Annotated in this window: 17 protein-coding genes; 15 read left to right on the top strand and 2 right to left on the bottom strand. The window is 70.1% G+C overall.

Going from position 1 to position 16,899, the window contains the following annotated elements:
* Positions 1 to 42: 42 nt before the first annotated feature.
* A complete protein-coding gene (locus tag A6A25_RS35160) occupies positions 43 to 306 on the top strand; it encodes a hypothetical protein (RefSeq protein ID WP_073897650.1) in 264 nt (87 codons plus the stop codon).
* 198 nt (positions 307 to 504) lie between these two features.
* The gene (locus A6A25_RS35155; RefSeq protein WP_073897648.1) at positions 505 to 1,764 is read left to right on the top strand and encodes a histidine kinase; all 1,260 of its coding nucleotides are present in this window, start codon (positions 505 to 507) and stop codon (positions 1,762 to 1,764) included.
* Positions 1,765 to 1,769: 5 nt separating this feature from the next.
* Here the strand turns inward: A6A25_RS35155 and A6A25_RS45040 are convergent, their stop codons facing one another.
* Positions 1,770 to 1,937: a hypothetical protein gene (locus A6A25_RS45040; RefSeq protein WP_198932965.1), complete on the bottom strand. Its 168-nt coding sequence runs from the start codon at positions 1,935 to 1,937 to the stop codon at positions 1,770 to 1,772.
* 53 nt (positions 1,938 to 1,990) lie between these two features.
* Here A6A25_RS45040 and A6A25_RS35150 point away from each other — a divergent pair, with 53 nt between their 5' ends.
* The 13 genes from A6A25_RS35150 (at position 1,991) to A6A25_RS35090 (ending at position 15,664) form a co-directional block, all read left to right on the top strand.
* Entirely contained in the window at positions 1,991 to 2,857 is an 867-nt protein-coding gene (locus tag A6A25_RS35150) for a S49 family peptidase (RefSeq protein WP_073897646.1), read from the top strand.
* 61 nt (positions 2,858 to 2,918) lie between these two features.
* Positions 2,919 to 3,779: a LytR/AlgR family response regulator transcription factor gene (locus A6A25_RS35145; protein ID WP_073897619.1), complete on the top strand. Its 861-nt coding sequence runs from the start codon at positions 2,919 to 2,921 to the stop codon at positions 3,777 to 3,779.
* A complete protein-coding gene (locus tag A6A25_RS35140; protein WP_073897617.1) occupies positions 3,776 to 4,216 on the top strand; it encodes a hypothetical protein in 441 nt (146 codons plus the stop codon). Before A6A25_RS35145 ends, A6A25_RS35140 begins: the two co-directional genes overlap by 4 nt.
* Before the next feature lie 35 nt (positions 4,217 to 4,251).
* Positions 4,252 to 6,021, top strand: a complete 1,770-nt coding sequence (locus tag A6A25_RS35135) for a sodium/solute symporter (RefSeq protein WP_073897950.1) — start codon at positions 4,252 to 4,254, stop codon at positions 6,019 to 6,021.
* Between the two features lie 371 nt (positions 6,022 to 6,392).
* Positions 6,393 to 6,743, top strand: a complete 351-nt coding sequence (locus A6A25_RS35130) for a DUF485 domain-containing protein (RefSeq protein ID WP_073897614.1) — start codon at positions 6,393 to 6,395, stop codon at positions 6,741 to 6,743.
* A complete protein-coding gene (locus A6A25_RS35125) occupies positions 6,740 to 8,326 on the top strand; it encodes a solute symporter family protein (protein ID WP_073897611.1) in 1,587 nt (528 codons plus the stop codon). The genes A6A25_RS35130 and A6A25_RS35125 overlap by 4 nt, the downstream gene beginning before the upstream one ends.
* A gap of 106 nt (positions 8,327 to 8,432) precedes the next feature.
* Positions 8,433 to 8,771 (top strand): rhodanese-like domain-containing protein, encoded by a 339-nt coding sequence (locus A6A25_RS35120; RefSeq protein ID WP_073897609.1) that lies wholly within the window; start codon positions 8,433 to 8,435, stop codon positions 8,769 to 8,771.
* A gap of 1 nt (position 8,772) precedes the next feature.
* Positions 8,773 to 9,678 carry a DUF4328 domain-containing protein gene (locus tag A6A25_RS43560; RefSeq protein ID WP_073897607.1) on the top strand — a complete coding sequence of 302 codons (906 nt, stop codon included), beginning with the start codon at positions 8,773 to 8,775 and terminating at the stop codon, positions 9,676 to 9,678.
* 66 nt (positions 9,679 to 9,744) lie between these two features.
* Positions 9,745 to 10,353, top strand: a complete 609-nt coding sequence (locus tag A6A25_RS43555) for a sigma factor-like helix-turn-helix DNA-binding protein (RefSeq protein WP_338013247.1) — start codon at positions 9,745 to 9,747, stop codon at positions 10,351 to 10,353.
* Between the two features lie 250 nt (positions 10,354 to 10,603).
* Complete coding sequence (locus A6A25_RS35105; RefSeq protein ID WP_073897605.1) at positions 10,604 to 11,431, top strand: helix-turn-helix domain-containing protein; 828 nt, start codon at positions 10,604 to 10,606, stop codon at positions 11,429 to 11,431.
* Positions 11,432 to 11,445: 14 nt separating this feature from the next.
* Positions 11,446 to 11,640, top strand: coding sequence for a DUF397 domain-containing protein (locus A6A25_RS35100; protein ID WP_073897948.1), 195 nt, complete (start codon positions 11,446 to 11,448; stop codon positions 11,638 to 11,640).
* A 24-nt stretch (positions 11,641 to 11,664) separates the two neighbouring features.
* A complete protein-coding gene (locus A6A25_RS35095; protein ID WP_073897603.1) occupies positions 11,665 to 12,693 on the top strand; it encodes a glycerophosphodiester phosphodiesterase in 1,029 nt (342 codons plus the stop codon).
* Positions 12,694 to 12,724: 31 nt separating this feature from the next.
* Complete coding sequence (locus A6A25_RS35090; RefSeq protein ID WP_073897601.1) at positions 12,725 to 15,664, top strand: NACHT domain-containing protein; 2,940 nt, start codon at positions 12,725 to 12,727, stop codon at positions 15,662 to 15,664.
* Here the strand turns inward: A6A25_RS35090 and A6A25_RS35085 are convergent.
* The gene (locus A6A25_RS35085; protein WP_073897599.1) at positions 15,624 to 16,856 is read right to left on the bottom strand and encodes a cytochrome P450; all 1,233 of its coding nucleotides are present in this window, start codon (positions 16,854 to 16,856) and stop codon (positions 15,624 to 15,626) included. The two genes, A6A25_RS35090 and A6A25_RS35085, sit on opposite strands and share 41 nt — an antisense overlap.
* Positions 16,857 to 16,899: the final 43 nt, after the last annotated feature.

Below are 16,899 nucleotides of genomic sequence, written 5' to 3'. Positions count from 1 at the left end.
GGGAACTTCTCCGGGTGTCCGAACGACCCACCTGGAGGAGCAATGAACCAGCGCCTCGCCGCCGCGCTGATCGGTACGACCATGGGGCTGGCCACGTTCGCTGGCTCGACCATCGCCGTCTCCGCCGCCGCGCCGGAACCCGCGCCACCCCAGTTGCAGCAGGACGAGGTTTCGAAGGTGATCTGCAGGGTCCTGGAGGAACTGGAACTCATCGACCACCCGGACCTGGCGGACCTGGTGGAGAAGCTGGAGTGCAAGAAGGAGAGCCCGACCTCCACCACCACGTCGACCACCACCGCCCCGTGAGGGTGGTCTTGACGAACGGCGTCGGCGCCGCGGTCGCGGGGCGCGGCCCGAGTGATCGGGTCGCCCCCACGCTCCGTGATCGTGAGACGCATTGATCACCCGATCGGGTAAGCGCTCTGCCACGGTTGCCCCCAATTCATCGGATGTGCACGTCTCACACCGCCGATCCCCTTGCCTAGACCGCCCCCACGGCACAGCATGGACGCCGTGCGGGACCTCCTGACCGAGCGCGCTGTGCTCGGACTCATCGCGACCCTGGCCGTTCTCGGCCTCTTCGTGATGCTGTGCCGTGCCCGCCGCGTCAGCACCTCGGTCGAGGACGCCGTGATGGACATGCTGCACCGCATGTCGAAGGCGTCGGCCGACCTGCGCGAGGGCTTGACCGAGGACGCGGCGAACAAGGCGACGCCGCACCTGCGGGAGATGCTGCGGTGCGTCGCGGTCGGCATCACCGACCACGAGGGCACGCTGCTGTCGTGGGACGGCGGCGCCAACGACCACTACGAGTTCCTCCGCGCCTACATCGAGCGCGCCATCGGCGAGGGCCACAAGGAGCACGTCGAGCACCGCAAGCTGGACTGCGAGCTGCCCGGGCCGTGCTCGCTGCACAGCGCCGTGATCGTGCCGCTGGTGGTGGAGGGCGACGTCGCCGGCACGTTGATCGTGGTCAGCGGGGTGGCGGGCAAGCGGCAGATCCGGATGGCCGAGGAGACCGCGCGGTTCGTCTCCACGCAGCTGGAGCTGGAAGTGCTGCAGAAATCGCGGCAGGCGCTGGCGCAGGCCGAGGTCCGGGCGCTGCGGGCGCAGATCTCGCCGCACTTCGTCTACAACGCCCTGAACACGATCTCGTCGCTGATCCGCACCGACCCGTCGCACGCGCGGGAGCTGCTGCAGGAGTTCGCCGAGTTCACCCGCTACTCGTTCCGCACCGACGGCTTCTTCACCACGCTGGCCGACGAACTGACCAACATCCACCGCTACCTGACCATCGAGCAGGCGCGGTACGGGTCGCGGCTCAACGTGCGGCTGAAGATCGCGCCAGAGGTGCTGCAGGTCGTGCTGCCGTTCCTGGTGCTGCAGCCGTTGGTGGAGAACGCCGTGCGGCACGGCTTGGCGAAGAAGCCCGGCGGCGGCGAGCTGACGATCATCGCCGAGGACAACGGCGCGGAGGCGCTGATCTCGGTCGAGGACGACGGCGTCGGCATGGACCCGGACCGCCTCTTCGACGACCTCAAGGACGCCCACCAGACCGGCGCGCACGTCGGCCTGGGCAACATCAACCACCGGATGCGGGCGGTGTTCGGCGACGACTACGCGCTGGTCGTGGAGACCGCGCCGGACGCCGGCATGAAGATCATCCTCAAGATCCCGAAGTACCGGCCGGGCGTCCAGACGAACCTGCCGCTGGTGCCGCCGCGGCTCGAGGACACCACCGAGCAGCCCGCCGTGAACGCCTGATCAGCTCACGCGGCGGCGATCGCCAGGACCGTCACCATCATGACCGCGCACACGCTCCACGAGATCCACATCCAGTAGACGTGCATGGCGGTGGGACCGTCCGCATTCTTGCGGCCCCGGTCGTCCCACCACTCGACGTAGCGTTCGAGCCACCGGAACGGGTTGAACGTCACCGCTCGATGTTAGCCGTGTCACTCGGCCCCCGTTGACACGTAAGGTCGAAGCCATGAGCGTGACGGACAAGATCGCGGCCCGGCTGCCGAAGATCGTCAGCGAGCGGACCGAGCGCGGACCCGTGGTGGCCGCCGTCCGCCTGCACGGCGTGATCACGCCGACGCCGACGCCGATGGCCCGCAACACCATCAGCATGCAGACCGTGGAGAGCGCGCTGACCCGCGCGTTCGAGCACGACCGGCTGGTCGCGGTCGCCCTGCTGATCAACTCGCCCGGCGGCGCGCCGACGCAGTCCGCGCTGATCTCCGAGCGCATCCGCGAACTGGCCGCCAAGAAGAAGGTGCCCGTCCTGGCGTTCTGCGAGGACCTGGCGGCCTCCGGCGGCTACTGGCTGGCGTGCGCGGGTGACGAGGTCTACGCGCACGGCACGTCCCTGGTCGGCTCGATCGGCGTGGTCAGCGCGGGTTTCGGCCTCAACGGCCTGATCGAGCGCTACGGCGTCGAGCGGCGCGTGCACACGGCGGGCGAGAACAAGGTGCGGCTCGACCCGTTCAGCCCGGAGAAGCCCGAGGACGTGGAGTGGCTCAAGGGCTTGCAGGCGCAGCTGCACGAGCAGTTCGCCGACTGGGTCAAGGAGCGTCGTGGGTCGAAGCTGAAGGCGACCGACGACGAGCTGTTCAACGGTGAGGTGTGGACCGGCGCGAAGGCGGTCGAGCTCGGTCTGGTCGACGGCCTCGGCACCCTGCGCGGCGTCGTCGCCAAGCGCTACCCGGACGCCGAGATCGCCGTCGCGGAGCCCCGCCGCCCCCTGCTGGCCCGTCTCGGACTCGCCGGCGCGACCACCCGATCGGGCGACTTCCTGGTGGAGGGGTTGGCGGCGCTGGAAGAGCGGGCGCGCTGGTCGCGATTCGGGTTGTGACCACACGCCCCGGTGGCCTTCCGGCAACCGGCGTAGACAGCGACCCCGCCGGGTCGGCAAGATGCGCGGCACAGTGAGTACCCCAGTGAACAATCGCAAGGACAACACCGGCCTCCTCGTTCTGGCGGTGGACGACGAGGCACCCGGTCTGAGCGAGATCAAGTACCTGCTCGAGGGCAGCCCGCACATTCGACGCGTGCTCACGGCCTTCGACGCGGCCGAGGCGCTGCGCATCCTCCGGGGTGACTACGACGTCGAGGTGATGGACCGCACCCGGGCCGGGCTACCGCCGGTCGACGCCGTGTTCGCCGACATCAACATGCCCGGGTTGAGCGGCACGGACCTCGCGCGCGTGCTCGGTGCGTTCCGCCAGCCGCCGGCGTTGGTGTTCGTCACGGGTGTCGAGCACTCGGAGGCCGTGGTGGCGTTCGAGGTGGGCGCGCTGGACTTCGTGACCAAGCCGATCAACTCCGACCGGGTCAACAAGGCGATCTCGCGGGTCGTCGACCGGGTCGCCGCGACACCGGCGGCCACCTCGGAGCCCGCCGCGGCGGAACCGCAGGACGACGAGGTGATCCCGGTCGAGCTGGGTGGCACCATCAAGCTCGTGCCGCGCGCCACCGTCCGCTACGTCGAAGCGCAGGGCGACTACGCTCGCCTGCACACCAACGACGGCGCGAGCCACCTGGTGCGCATCCCGTTGGCGCAGCTGGAAGAGCGCTGGGAGAACGCCGGGTTCGTCCGCATCCACCGGTCCTACCTGGTGGCGCTGCCGCTGGTGACCGAGCTGCGGATGACGTCGAACGGGTACGCGGTGGTGATCGGCTCCGGCGAGGGCGCCAAGGAGCTGCCGGTGAGCCGCCGGCACACGCGTGAGCTGAAGGAGAGGATCGTGCGTCCCCCCAAGAGCAGTTGGGGATGACCAAGCACTCCGGCCCCCCCGGGCAACCGGACCAGCCGCAGCCGGCCGAGCGCGACGCCTGGCTGTCGGTGTCGGCGCGCAAGAACCGCCGCCGGCGGGTCGTGCTGGCCGATCCGCGCGGTCGCGGGCGGGTGCTGCGCACGATCATCGAGCTGGAGGAGCAGACCAGCGTCGGCGAGAAGCTGATCCGCGACCTGATCCGCACCCAGCTGCGCACGGGACTGCTGCTGGGCGGCGGCACGTTGCTGCTGCTGGCAACGCTGCCGCTGGTGTTCTACCTGCTGCCGTGGGTGGCGGAGGTCGAACTCCTCGGCGTGCGGCTGCCGTGGCTGCTGCTGGGCTTGTTGCCGTTCCCGCTCTTGTACGGCGTCGGCTACGCGTACCGAAGACTCGCCGAGCGGCACGAGCACGACTTCGTGAGTTCGGTGGACCGGTGATCGACAACCCGTGGAGCCTGGTGCTCGTCGGCGTGATGGCGGTGCTGACGTTCTCGTTGGGCTACGTGGGTTCCCGCCGGGCGAACACGACGCCGGACTTCCTGGTGGCCCGCCGCGGCGTGCCGGCGACCCGCAACGCCGCCGCGATCTCCGGCGAGTACCTGTCCGCCGCGTCGTTCCTGGGTGTCGCGGGGCTGGTGCTCAAGGACGGCGTCGACGCGCTGTGGTACCCGATCGGCTTCACCGCGGGCTACCTGGCGATGATGCTGTTCGTGGCCGCGCCGCTGCGGCGGTCCGGCGCGTACACGCTGCCGGACTTCGCCGAGGCCCGGCTCGGCCCGTCGAACCTGCGGAAGTTCTGCACGTTCTTCGTGATCTGCATCGGCGTGCTGTACCTGGTGCCGCAGCTGCAGTCGGCCGGGTTGACGCTGCACACGATCACCGGCCTGCCCGCGTGGCTGGGCGGCGCGGCGGTGACCGTGATCGTGGTGGTGAACGTGCTCGGCGGCGGGATGCGGGCGATCACGCTGGTGCAGGCCTTCCAGTACTGGGGCAAGCTGTTCGCGATCGCCGCGCCGACGTTCGTGCTGTTCACGTTGTTCCTGGCCGGGCCGGGCAACGGTGCGCAGCCGGTGGACGCCGCGGGTGTGCTGAGGTTCCCCGAGGACGTCGAGGTGACCACGGTCGACCCGGTGCGGGTGCGCGTCGACGTGGCGTTGCAGCTGTCCGCGACCGGTGTGGTGAACGGTTCGCCCGCGGACGGCCCGGTGTACTGGACGCCCGGTCTGCACGAGGTGGGCGCGGACACCGAGCTGCGGTTCCCCGCGGGTGCGCCGGTGCCGGTGGTCGAGGGTTCGCCGACGTCCAACCACGACTGGCTGCGCCCGCAGACCGAGGGGCTGTCGGGGCTGTTCGAGACGTACTCGCTGATCTTCGCGACGTTCCTGGGCACGATGGGGCTGCCGCACGTGCTGGTGCGGTTCTACACCAACCCGGACGGGCGGGCGGCGCGGCGCACGGCGTTGCACGTGCTGTACCTGCTGGGGTTGTTCTACGTCTTCCCGACCGTGCTGGGCGTGATCTCGCGCCAGTACCTGCCGCAGCTGCTGGTGACGGGGAAGACGGACGCGGCGGTGCTGCTGCTGCCGACCACGATGCAGCCGAACCTGCTGGGGCAGGTGCTGGGCGCGGTGGTGGCGGCGGGCGCGTTCGCGGCGTTCCTGTCGACGTCGTCGGGGCTGCTGGTGTCGGTGGCCGGGGTGGTGTCGACGGACATCCTGCCGGGCAAGGTGCGCGACTTCCGGTGGGCGACGGTGCTGACGGGCGCGGTGGCGATCGGGTTGGCGTTGCTGCTGCCGCGGGCGGACGCGTCGTTGACGGTGGCGATGTCGTTCGCGTTGGCGGCGTCCACGTTCTGCCCGTTGTTGTTGTTGGGCATCTGGTGGCGCGGGTTGACTTGGGTCGGCGCGATGGCCGGTCTCGTCGTCGGCGGCGGGCTGGTGATCGGCGCACAGGTGATCACGGTGGTGAGCTCGTACACCGGGAAGTGGGCGCCGTCGGTGCTGTCGCAGCCGGCGCTGGTGACCGTGCCGGTGGCGTTCCTGACCATGGTGATGATCAGCAGGCTGACCGCGCGCCGCAAGCCGGACGACGTGAACCAGATCCTGCTGCGGCTGCACGCGCCGGACCCACTCGGGTTCATGCGCGACCGGGACGTGCAGCGGTTCGGCACGGCCGACGAGAAGGCCCGTGCGGCGGACCGCAGCCGGGGCGACGACGGACCCCCGCCGGCCGGAAAGCTGTGAACTGCCTCACAGTCGAGTTTGGCGTTCGGGGCGTGGGTTAGGCCTGGGTGCGAGCTCGCGTCACGTGCTGCCCCCGCGATGACCTGCACGGTACCCGTTCAGCCGCATGATCCGTGGCTGAGAGTGCGCATAGGTCTCAATCAGGTGAAGATAACCACACCGATCCGGTTATCGGTGACTTCGATCACCCGAGTGGCAGTTCGTCTCAGCATTACTACCGCTCATCGCATCACTCGACTGTTGAGCGCAAGGTCACACGAAAGGTCTTTCAGGCGTGAGCCAGGTCTCCCTACGGTGCACCGCGTATCAGGAACGCACCAGGAGGCCTTACGTGCCGTTCACACCGTCGTCAAGTACGCGAGGAGGGGACCGTGAGCACCTCTGAGCAGCACTCCCCAGCCGACGCCCAGGGCAACCACAACTGGGTGGATGTGCAGAACAGCCCCGACTTCCGCGAGTTGCGGCGGCGTCTGCGCACGTTCGTCTTCCCCATGGCCGGGCTCTTCCTGGCGTGGTACCTGCTGTACGTCCTGCTCGCCGACTACGCCCACGGGTTCATGTCGACGAAGGTCATCGGCAACATCAACGTCGGCCTGATCCTCGGGCTGCTGCAGTTCGTGTCCACGTTCGTCATCACGACGCTGTACGTGCGCCACGCGAACAAGAAACTCGACCCCCTGGCGGAGAAGCTCCGCAACGAGCTCGAAGGGGGGCAGGCGTGAACGGCAACGCACTGCTCAACATCGGCATCTTCGGCATCTTCGTCGCCGCCACCCTGGTCGTCGTCATCCGGGCCAGCCGCAACACCAAGACGGCCGCCGACTACCTCGCCGCGGGCCGGTCGTTCACCGGCCCCCAGAACGGCGTCGCGATCGCGGGCGACTACCTGTCCGCCGCGTCGTTCCTCGGCATCGCGGGCGCGATCGCGCTCAACGGCTACGACGGCTTCCTGTACTCCATCGGCTTCCTGGTCGCGTGGCTGATCGCGTTGCTGCTGGTCGCCGAACTGCTGCGCAACACCGGCAAGTACACGATGGGCGACGTGCTGAGCTTCCGCATGCGCCAGCGCCCGGTGCGCGCGGCGGCGGCGACGTCCACCATGGCCGTGTCCTTCTTCTACCTGCTGGCGCAGATGGCGGGTGCGGGCGGTCTGGTCGCCCTGCTGCTCAACATCACCGGCAAGCTCGGCCAGGCGATCGTGATCGCGGTGGTCGGCGCGCTGATGATCGCCTACGTGCTCATCGGCGGCATGAAGGGCACCACCTGGGTGCAGATCATCAAGGCGGTGCTGCTGATCGTCGGCGCCGGCGTGATGACGCTGTGGGTGCTGGCCAAGTTCGGCCTGAACCTGTCCAGCCTGCTCGGCTCGGCCGTGGAGAACGCGCCGAAGGCCGGCGAGAAGCTGCTCGGCCCGGGCCTGCAGTACGGCGCGACCGGGGTGTCGAAGCTCGACTTCCTGTCGCTGGCCCTCGCGCTGGTGCTCGGCACGGCCGGTCTGCCGCACATCCTGATGCGCTTCTACACCGTGCCGACCGCGAAGGAAGCCCGCCGCTCGGTGGTCTGGGCGATCTGGCTGATCGGCCTGTTCTACCTGTTCACGCTGGTCCTGGGCTACGGCGCGGCCGCGCTGGTGGGTCCGGACAAGATCAGGTCGGCTCCGGGTGGGGCGAACTCGGCGGCTCCGCTGCTCGCCGAGGCGCTCGGCGGACCGCTGCTGCTGGGCCTGATCGCGGCGGTCGCGTTCGCCACGATCCTCGCCGTGGTGGCGGGGCTGACGATCACCGCTTCGGCGTCGTTCGCGCACGACATCTACGCCAACATCATCAAGAAGGGTGAGGCGGAGGACAAGGACGCCGAGGTGAAGGTCGCGCGGCGGACCGCGATCGTGATCGGCATCGTGTCGATCGCCGGCGGTATCGCGGCCAACGGCCAGAACATCGCGTTCCTGGTGGCGCTGGCGTTCGCGGTGGCGGCGTCGGCGAACCTGCCGACCATCCTGTACTCGCTGTTCTGGAAGCGGTTCAACACCTCCGGTGCCCTGTGGAGCATCTACGGCGGTCTGGCGGTGACGATCACGCTGATCGTGCTGTCGCCGGCGGTGTCGGGCAAGCCGACCTCGATGTTCAAGAACGTCGACTTCGCGCTGTTCCCGCTGTCGAACCCGGGCATCGTGTCGATCCCGGTGGCGTTCCTGCTCGGCTACCTCGGCACCGTGCTGTCGAAGGAAGACGACAAGGCGAAGTACGCGGAGATGGAGGTGCGCGCCCTCACCGGCGTCGGCGCCGAGAAGGCGGTCGCGCACTAGTCGCGTTTGTTCCCGCTGGACACCACGCCGGCCGTTCTCCCTTTCGGGGAGGACGGCCGGCGTGCTCCTTATCCCCGGTTTATGGGCGCCGTGGCAGCATGGGCCCGTGACCGTTCCCAGCGTTGAAGTGTCCGAGGTGCCGGCGCAGCTGCCGGAGGGCAAGGTCCTGCTCGACGTGCGCGAGGCCGACGAGTGGCAGGCCGGCCACGCGCCGGGCGCGTTGCACATCCCGATGAGCGAGCTGGCGCAGCGGTTGGACGAGCTGCCGGGTGACGCCGAGTTCTACGTGGTGTGCCGCGCCGGCGGCCGTTCCGCGCGGGTCACCCAGTACCTCAACGCCAACGGCTGGGAGGCGACCAACGTCGACGGCGGCATGCAGGTGTGGGCCGCGTCGGGTCGCCCGCTGGTCGGTGAGGTCGACGGCGCGGAGCCCGAGGTCATCTGACATGTCACTGCGACCGCTGCGCGTGGACTGGGTGGCGAGCCCGCCACCCGGCGCCTACCCGCACCGTCGCCAGGGTGGGCCGCGCCGCGCCTACACCGGCCCGCCGTCGTACCCGGTGCCACCGCGCTGGGGCTTCCCGCTGCTGGCTTGGCGCTGGCCCACGTCCGTGGCCACGGACGACGACCGGCCCGCCGACACGGTCGACCAAGCGCAGCGGCTGGCGCGCACGGCGTCGCACGCCCTCGGTCTGGCCGCGTTGACCGCCGTGTGGGCGGCCGGCAGCGAGATCTGGCGTTACGTGTTGTTGCTGCTCAGCCGGTACGGCGCGATGTCGGGGACCACGGTCGGCGTGTCGGACGCGATGGTCGTGTCGTCGTCGGTGGTGACGTTCGTGGCGTCCGCGGTCGCCCTGGTGTTCACCCTGCTGTGGCTGCGCCGGGCCCGCAACGCCGCCGCGGCGGAGGCGGGCTACGGGCCGTCGAGGTCGGACCGGGAGGTGCTGGTCGGCCTCGTGGTACCGGGCGTGAACCTGGTGGTCCCCGGCTCGGTGCTGGCGGAGCTGGAGCACGCCGCGCTGCGCGAACCGGCCACCGCCCGCCCGTCCCCGTCGAAGCTGGTCCGCTGGTGGTGGGGCCTGTGGGCGTTCACCGGACTGTTCGTGGCGTTCACGCTGGTGTGGGGCTTGCGCGACAGCGTGCAGGCGATGGCGGACGGCGTGCTGTTCCACGCGGTGGCCGACCTGCTGGCCGCCGCCGTGGCGATCGTGACCGCCGTGGTGGTCCGCCGCATCACCACGCTCCTGCTCCCGGTGGACGCCGGCGCCATCCGCCGGATGAGGGTCGTGGACGTGAAGGACGCCCCGACCCCTGCCCTGCGCCCGGTCCGCGCCTCGGGCTCGCGCCGCTGACGCCCCGGTTCGCCGGTTCCCGCTCGGCCAGGAAGCCCTCCCTCCGGCTCGAACCGCAGCCCGCCCGTGCTCGCCGACTCGGTCGGTCTGGCGATGCTGGTCGTGCTGGACACCCTCACGCCCGCCGAACGCGTCGCGTTCGTGCTGCACGACCTGTTCGCCGTGCCGTTCGACCAGGTCGCCGCGCTGATCGAGAAGTCGGTCGCCGCGACCAGGCAACTCGCCAGCCGCGCCCGCCGCCGCGTGCAGGGCCAGGTCCCGACCCCGGACCCGGACCTGGCCCGGCAACGCGACGTGGTCAACGCGTTCTTCGCCGCCGCCCGCGACGGTGACCTCGGCGCCCTGGTCGCCGTGCTCGACCCGGACGTCGTGCTCCGCTCGGACGCCGGCGCGGGTTCACGCTTCACCGTCACCTACACCGGCGCGCGCACGGTGGCGGGCCAGGCGGTCACGTTCGGCCGACTGTCCCCGTTCGCCCGCCCGGCCCTGGTCAACGGCGCCGCCGGGGTCGTCGTCGTGGCCGACGGACGGCCGCTGTCGGTCATGGCGTTCACCGTCAGCGGCGGGCGGATCGTCGCCATCGACGTCCTGGCAGACTCCGAGCGCCTCCAGGACGTCGTCGTACTCCCAGACGAGCGCGAGGGGGACGCGCCGGCCGTACCGCTTGAGGGCTGATTCGGCGGAGACGTGCTGGCCGATGAACGTCCGGCCGGTGTCGGGATCGCGCCGGTAGACGATCGCGTCCGTCCGGTCCTCCTCGATGATCTCCATGCCCCACGCGAAGATGCGGGTGCGGTCGGTCGCGTCCACCAGGCTGAAAAGGTTCGCTTCCACACCGACGACTGTGCGGCCGGGAGATCCGCCCGATGCGGTGAAGCGAGGCGGGAATCCCGCATCCGCGCGTCCCACCGGATCATGCTGCCCTGTGCCCACCCCGCCACCGTTCCGCCGCCGTCGGCTGGGTCGCAAGCTCGCCCGGATGCGCACGCAGGCCAAGCTGACCCTCGAAGAGGCCGCCAAAGCCCTCTACCGCACCAAGTCCACCCTCCACCGGCTGGAGAAGGGCGAGACCATCCTCGACATCCACCTCGCCAAGTCGATGATGGACCTCTACGACCAGTACGACCCCGACCTCATCGACCAGGCACTGCGAGCCCGCGAGCCCGGCTGGTGGACCACCTACGGCATCGAGAACCAGGGCTACATCGACGTCGAGACCGAAGCCGCCTCCGTGCGCGACCTGTCGCCGCTGATCATCCCGGGCCTGCTCCAGACGACCGGCTACATGCGTGCGATGTTCGAGTCGCACCGGCTGAAGCGCACCAAGCGGTGGCTGGAGAACGACATCCGCGTCCGCCGGATCCGGCAGCGGCGACTGACCGACCCGGACGACCCGCTGAGCCTGCACGCGATCATCGAGGAAGCCGCGCTCCGCAAGGTGGTCGGCAGCCGCGAGGTGATGCGCGAGCAGCTGGCCCACCTGCTCGACATAGCGGAGCGGCCCAACGTGACGATCCAGCTGGTGTCCGACGAGCGAGGCGTGGTCGACGGCATGGCCACCGCCTTCACCCTGCTCGGGTTCCCGACACCGGACGAGCCGGAGGTCCTGTACATCGAGTACCTGACCGGAGCGCTGCACATCGAGGAGGAGCGGCAGCTCCGAGAGGCTAGACTGACGTTCGGTTTCGTGGCCTCCCAGGCGTTGAGCCCGGAGGATTCGGTGGCCTTGATCGAACGGGTTCTGGCCGAGTGAAAGAGGCGGTGGACGTGTCCACAGCGGACCTCTCCGGTGTGACGTGGCGCAAGAGCAGCCGGAGCAACGGCGCGAGCAATGCCAACTGCGTCGAGGTGGCGTTCACCGAGTCGGCGGTCGCCGTCCGGGACTCGAAGAACCCGGGTGCCGCAACGCTGGCGTTCCCCGCTGTTCAGTGGTCGTTCTTCCTCCGGCACTTGGGCTCCTGACCGCTCGCGTGCCACCGTGGCCCCATGCGGGTACTCGCGGCGGCACTGATCCTCACCCTGCTCGGTTCCGGGCTCGGCTCCGGCGTGGCGAACGCGGACAGCGGGAAGAAGTTCGACCTCCAGGCCCACCGGGGTGGCATCGGGCTGACGGTCGAGAGCACGTTGGCGGCGTTCGGCAAGGCGCTCGAACTGGGTGTCACGACGCTGGAGCTGGATGTCCAGATCACCAAGGACGGCCGGGAGGTCGTCACCCACGACCGCAGGACGAACCCGAACAAGTGCGTCGACACCGCGCCCGCGTTCCCCGGTGACCCGGCGTTCCCCTACGCGGGCAAGTACGTGAAGGACCTGACGTTCGCGCAGGTCCGCACACTGGACTGCGGTTCGCGGCGCTGGTCGCAGTACCCGGACCAGGAGCTGTCGCCGGGCGCGAGGATGCCGACGCTGGCCGAGGTGTTCGCCCTCGCCCGCGACTACCGGGCGTTCGGCGTGAAGTTCAACATCGAGACCAAGGTCGAGGCCGCCGCACCGCACGAGACCGCCCCGCGTGAGCAGTTCGTCGAGGTCACGGCCCGCGAGATCCGCAAGTCGGGTTTCTTCCGCAACGTCACCATCCAGTCGTTCGACTGGGGCACGCTGATGCTGTGGCGCCAGGCCGAGCCGCGCCTGCCGCTGGTCGCGCTGACCCAGCCGGAGTTCCTGCGCCCCGGTTCGCCGTGGACGGGTGGCCTGAAGCTGGAGGACTTCGGCGGCAGCGTGGTCAAGGCCGTGAAGAGCTTCGGCGCCTCCGCCCTCTCCCCGGTGCACGGCAACCCGCAGAACGGCAAGGTCGGCGACCCGAACTACGTCCCGTTCACCACGAAAGCCCTGGTGGACGAGGCGCACGCGCACGGCCTGAAGGTCGTCCCGTGGACGATCAACGACCCGGCCACCATGCACAAGCTGATCGACAACGGCGTGGACGGCATCATCACCGACTACCCGGACCGCCTGCGCACGGTGATGGCCGAGCGCGGCTTCAAGCTGCCGAAACAGCACCGCCCGCACCGGTAACGGCGTCCGCCGGACGGCGGATAGCACCGGTATGGCGTTAGCCCAGGAATCACCCAAGAGCCTGATCGACCAACTGCGCGAGCTGGTGCCGTTCCTGCCCGACTGGTTGCTCAAGGCGCTGCTCCTGGTGCTGGTGCTCGGCCTCGTGATGGCCGGTCTGATGCACTGGCTGCCGACGATGCGCTTCGTCGGGCGCCTGGTGAAGCGCTTGTCCGGTGGGGCGAACCGCCGCCGTGCGCACCGGCGGGCGCGGTTCGCCGACCACGTCGAGAGCCAGATGCGGCGGCTCGGTGAGAAGGAGGAGTGGCGCGACTCGCGGTACGCGGAGCTGGAAGCCGAGCTCGAGATCAGCGGGGGCGGGAAGCGCTTGTTCCGCAAGCGCCCGTCGCGGGCGCTGCGCCGGGTTCCGTCGCTGTCGGTCGCGTTGGAGGAGAGCGACGAGCGGATCGTGCTGCTGGAAGGTGAACCGGGCGCGGGCAAGAGCGTGGCGATGCGGCACCTCGCGCAGCGCATGGCCGCGAGCGTCCTGCGACACCCCAGCGAGGACGGCATCATCCCGATCTACGTCAACCTCAAGACGTTCACGCCGGCCGCGTGGCCGCCGAGTGCCGACGACGTCCGCGAGTTCGTGCTGCGCGCCGTCAACCAGGTCCGTGACCGGGACGTCGAGCGATTCCTGGCGGACGAGTTCCAGCCGGGCATCGAAGCGGGCACGTGGCTGTTTCTGTTCGACTCCTTCGACGAGATCCCGGCGATCCTGAGCGCCACCGAGGCGGACGAGGTCATCACCGGGTACGCCGACGCGGTGCACGGCTTCCTGCACGGCATGAACAGGTGCCGCGGGGTGGTCGCGAGCCGGGAGTTCCGCGGCCCGGGGAGGTCCGAGTGGCCGCGGTTCCGCGTCGTGCCGCTGTCGCGGAAGCGGAAGATCGACCTGATCGAGAAGGCCGAGCTGCCCGTCGACGTCGAGCGGATGCTGATCGCGGACCTGCCCACGGCCGACATCGGTGTGCAGCAGATGTCGGACAACCCGCTGTTCCTCGGGCTGCTGTGCGAGCACATGCGGGAGGGCAACGTCTTCCCCACGAACGTGCACTCGGTGCTGGAGACCTACGTGGAGCACCGGCTGCGCCGTGACGAGGCGCAGGTGTCCAGCCACTACGGCGTGGGCCGGGAGGAGCTGCGCGCGGTGGCGGAGGAGCTGGCGTTCACCATCGCCGAGCAGGAGTCGATGGGCCTGGACGTGGACAAGGCGGTGGCCGTGGCGGTGGTGAGCGCCAACCTGCAACGGTCCGCGGACGAGGTGGCGCGTGCGGTCGAAGCGCTGATCTACACGAAACTGGCGCGGACCGGGGACTCCGAGTCGAGCGTGACGTTCTCGCACCGCAGGTTGCAGGAGTACTTCGCGACGTGCGTCGTGATCCGGGATTCGGCACGGGTGGACGTGCGCCTGCTGCTGACCGACGGGCGGTGGCGCGAGACGGCCGTGACCATCCTGCAGACCCAGGACCCGGAGGAGTACGGGGAACTGCTGGTCGCGGTGCGCGCGGTGGTGGCCGAGGGTTCCGACGACGCCCTCTGGCCGCCGCGTGTGCTCTACGTGCTGCACCTGCTGGCCGAAGGCGGGGGCAGGCCGGGGCCGGACATCGCCGGGCGGGCCGGGCGGATCCTGCGCCGGGCCTGGCAGGAGGGGCAGCGCTACGACCGGAAGTGGGCGCTGGAGGTGGTCGCCGCGGCGGATCGCGACACGGGGGTGGAGTTGCTCCGGAAGGCGTTCGAGAGCCCGAGCGAGTGGCTGCGCCAGGAGGCGTACAAGCAGGTGCGCAAGGTGCCGGACGTCGCGGGCGAGGTGGCCTCGGGCATCCGGCAGACGCTGCTGGACCTCAGCGTCGGCGGGGTCCTGTGGCGCAACCGCCGGTCGGTGCTGAGCCAGGTGAGCCGCCTGCCGGACTCGGACGGGATCGTGCGGTACTTCCGGTCCCTCCTGCTCGCGCCTTTCCTGCACGTCGTCACGTTGGTGCTGAACCTGGTGCTGCTGGCCCACCGCCGGGGTGACCCGTCCATCCCGGACCTCGCCAGCAGCTTCGCCGTGGGGCTGATGGTGTTCTACGCGTTGCGGCTGTCGCTCGCCTCCGCGTCGGTTCGCGGGAGCAGGCTCCGCTACCTGCACTGGCTGATCTCACCGCGGGACGACTCGAACTTCACGGCGGTGCTGCGGGTGGCCGGGCTGAGCCTGTACCTCGCGGTACTGGCCGTCTTCCTGATCGGTGCGGTGTTGGCCGGCTCCCTGCTGGACGCCGCCCTGGGCGTGGCCGCCGCGGCCAACCTGGTGCTGGTCGCGGTCCTGCTGACCGGGCTGCACGTCAGCGGGGACGTGCGGCCGCAAGCGCGCAGGCTGGCCCGGATCGCCTGGAGAGGGCTGCGCGGCAGCGTGCGACCGGTGCTCGCGGGATGTGCGTCGGTCGCGGCCCTGGGTGCCGTCGCGCTCGCTTCCCAGGGCACGTTCTTGATCGTCGTTGGAGGGCTCGTGGCGGTGTCCCTGCTGGGTGCGGTGGTGATGTTGACCGTCGGTTTCGTGCGGGGTCGGGTCGAGTCCGCCAGGGTGTGGCGGTACTTGCGCACGGCCGGGAACGAGCCGTTGACGAGGGCCGGGCTGCTGCGCTTCCTGACCGGTGTGCGCAGCGAGGCTTCGGTGCTGCGGCTGCTCGCCGTCATCGGTCGGGACGAAGGCGCGGTCGACGGTGAACTCGGTGACGCGCTCGACGCGCTGGCCGGCGCGATGGGGGAGCCGGGCGGGGTGCGCGCCCTGCTCCACCCGGATCAGCCGGAGGCGGCCTGGTCCGAGCAGCGTGGTTGGGTGCGCAGCACCACCGTCCTGGACGAGGTCAACGTGCTGCTCGAACGATCGCGTCGGAAGGCGGAGTTCGGTGTCACTCCGCCGTCAGCGGCAGGTCGTGCAGGCCGCGGATGACGAATTCGGCGCGGCGGCGGGGTGGTGCGGCCAGGGTGGCGGTCGGCAGTTTGCGGGTCAGGGAGGACAGGGCGGCCTGGACCTCGATGCGGGCCAGCGGTGCGCCCAGGCAGTAGTGGATGCCCATGCCGAAGCCCAGGTGGGGGTTGGGGTCGCGGGTGATGTCGAACCGGTCCGGGTCGGTGAAGACCTCGGGGTCGCGGGCGGCGGCGCCGAGCAGGGCGGCGATCTTCTGGCCCGGTTCGACGCGGTGCCCGGCGATGGTGACAGGCTCGGTGGCGGTGCGTTCGAACAGTTGCAGCGGCGAGTCGTAGCGGATCAGCTCTTCCACCGCGGTCGGCAGCAGGGCGTGGTCGTCGACCAGGCGGCGCCACTCGTGCGGGTGGTTCATGAGCGCTTGGACGCCGTTGCCGATGACGTTGACCGTGGCCTCGTGGCCGGCCATGAGCAGCAGCACGGCGGTCGCGACCAGTTCGTCCTCTGTCAGCCTGGCCCCGTCGGTGTCGGTGACGGCCACCAGGTCGGACACCAGGTCGTCACCGGGTGAGCGCCGCCGCAGCGCGACCAGGTCCCGCAGGTAGGCGACGAACTCGGTGGCCGCGTGCTCGGCCGCCGCCTGCTTGTCGTCGGCCAGGTCGTACTCGTACATCTTCACGATGGCGTTCGACCACGGCTGGAGCAGCGCGCGGTCCCCGGCGGGCACGCCCAGCAGTTCGGCGATCACCTCGACCGGCAGCGGCGCGGCCACGTGCGACAGCAGGTCGGCCTGACCCTCCGACGAGACCTCGGCCGCCAGTTCGTCCATCAGCCGGTCGGCCAGCTCGGCGATCCACGGCCGCAGCCGCTCCACGTGACCGCGGCCGAACGCGGCGGCCACCAGCCTGCGCAGCCTGCTGTGCGTGGGCGGCTCGTTCTCCAGCAGCGAGTTGCGGTGCAGCAGGTTGAACGACGTGAACCGCTCGACCGGCTTCGCGTCGGTCCAGATCCGGCCGAGCGAGCGGTGCTTGAGCACGGCCGACGCCGCCGCGTGCGACACGGCGACCGCGATGCCCATCTCCTCGTGCCAGTGCACCCCGCCCTGTGCGCGCATCGCGGCGAACGCGGGGTACGGATCGGCGATGAAGGCCGGATCGTGCTGGTCGAAGGAGGTCACGGTGACGGACGGTAGGTCTTGAGCGCGGCTCGCGTCCATCCGAGTGTGGTTGTTGTGGCAAACATTCAGCGACCTGTGACGT

It is taken from the genome of Saccharothrix sp. CB00851 (assembly GCF_001905065.1).
Classification (GTDB): domain Bacteria; phylum Actinomycetota; class Actinomycetes; order Mycobacteriales; family Pseudonocardiaceae; genus Actinosynnema.
Note: the sequence above shows the minus strand (reverse complement) of the source record. Positions and strands in the feature narration are given on the sequence as shown.

What these genes read in the sequence shown, in the direction of transcription:
- A6A25_RS35150 (WP_073897646.1), top strand. Translation starts at nt 1,991, where the DNA reads ATGAGCGTGACGGACAAGATCGCGGCCCGGCTGCCGAAGATCGTCAGC.
- A6A25_RS35090 (WP_073897601.1), top strand. Translation starts at nt 12,725, where the DNA reads ATGGCGTTAGCCCAGGAATCACCCAAGAGCCTGATCGACCAACTGCGC.
- A6A25_RS35085 (WP_073897599.1), bottom strand. Translation starts at nt 16,856, where the DNA reads ATGGACGCGAGCCGCGCTCAAGACCTACCGTCCGTCACCGTGACCTCC.
- A6A25_RS35135 (WP_073897950.1), top strand. Translation starts at nt 4,252, where the DNA reads ATGGCGGTGCTGACGTTCTCGTTGGGCTACGTGGGTTCCCGCCGGGCG.
- A6A25_RS35155 (WP_073897648.1), top strand. Translation starts at nt 505, where the DNA reads ATGGACGCCGTGCGGGACCTCCTGACCGAGCGCGCTGTGCTCGGACTC.
- A6A25_RS35095 (WP_073897603.1), top strand. Translation starts at nt 11,665, where the DNA reads ATGCGGGTACTCGCGGCGGCACTGATCCTCACCCTGCTCGGTTCCGGG.
- A6A25_RS35160 (WP_073897650.1), top strand. Translation starts at nt 43, where the DNA reads ATGAACCAGCGCCTCGCCGCCGCGCTGATCGGTACGACCATGGGGCTG.
- A6A25_RS43560 (WP_073897607.1), top strand. Translation starts at nt 8,773, where the DNA reads ATGTCACTGCGACCGCTGCGCGTGGACTGGGTGGCGAGCCCGCCACCC.
- A6A25_RS35145 (WP_073897619.1), top strand. Translation starts at nt 2,919, where the DNA reads ATGCGCGGCACAGTGAGTACCCCAGTGAACAATCGCAAGGACAACACC.
- A6A25_RS35140 (WP_073897617.1), top strand. Translation starts at nt 3,776, where the DNA reads ATGACCAAGCACTCCGGCCCCCCCGGGCAACCGGACCAGCCGCAGCCG.